Source organism: Methylibium sp. T29, from assembly GCF_000576205.1.
GTDB classification, from domain to species: domain Bacteria; phylum Pseudomonadota; class Gammaproteobacteria; order Burkholderiales; family Burkholderiaceae_C; genus Methylibium; species Methylibium petroleiphilum.
Map to the genome: position 1 here is coordinate 1 of NZ_AZND01000539.1, position 1,005 is coordinate 1,005.

1 protein-coding gene is annotated in these 1,005 nt (G+C 74.6%); it reads left to right on the forward strand.

Features of this window, described 5'->3' with window-relative positions; translation table 11 throughout:
- Positions 1 to 1,005 (forward strand): efflux transporter outer membrane subunit (locus tag x551_RS22655; protein WP_036251945.1); only part of this gene is annotated, 1,005 nt, incomplete at both ends.

Genomic DNA, 1,005 nt, shown 5'->3' on the forward strand with positions numbered 1-1,005 from the left:
CTATCGCACCGGCGCCACCTCGGCTACGAGGTCGACCTGTTCGGCCGCCTGGCCGGCGCCAGCCGTGCCGCCGCGCTGGACGCGCGGTCGCGCGAGGCGCTGCTGCAGAGCACCCGCCTGCTGGTGCAGGCCGACGTGGCCCAGACCTATCTCGCGCTGCGCGCCCTCGACGAGGAAAGCGCACTGGTGCGCGACACCGTCACCGCCTACCGCGACACGCTGAGCCTGATCGAGCGTCGGTTCAACGCCGGCGACATCGCCGAGCTCGACGTGGCACGGGTGCGCACCCAGGTGGCGTCGACCGAGTCGGAGGCGCTGGCGCTCGACCGCCGCCGCGCGGAACTGGAGCACGCGCTGGCGGTGCTGGTGGGCGCAGCGGCATCCGACTTCCACGTGGACATCGCGGACTGGCGCAGCGCGCTGCCGGTCATCCCGGCCGGCGTGCCGAGCACGCTGCTGGCACGGCGTCCCGACGTGTCGGCCGCGCAGCAGGCGATGCTGGCCGCGCAGGCGCGCGTCGGTGTCGCGAAGGCGGCCTGGTTCCCGAACCTCTCGCTCACCGCCTCGGGTGGCTACGCATCGCCGGAGCTGGGCGACCTGTTCCAGTGGTCGGCGCGCTCCTGGGGCATCGGCGCGCTGCTGTCGCTGCCGCTGTTCGACGGCGGCCGGCGCGAGGCCGGCGTGCAGAACGCGAGCGCCGAGCTCGACGCTGCGCTGGCCGGCTACCGCGAGCAGGTGCTGGTGGCGTTCCGCGATGTCGAGGACCAGCTGTCGGCGCTGCGCTACCTGGCCGATCAGGACAGCGCGCAGGCCCGCGCGGTCGCGGCCGCGAGCCGTGCGACGGTGCTGTCGAGCTCGCGCTACCGCAACGGCCTGGTGAGCCAGCTCGACCTGCTGGACGCGCAGCGCAGCGAACTCGCCAACCGCCGGCAGGCGCTGCAGGTGCGTTCGGCGCAGTACCAGGCGACGGTGGGCCTGGTGCGCGCCCTGGGCGGCGCGTGGGAC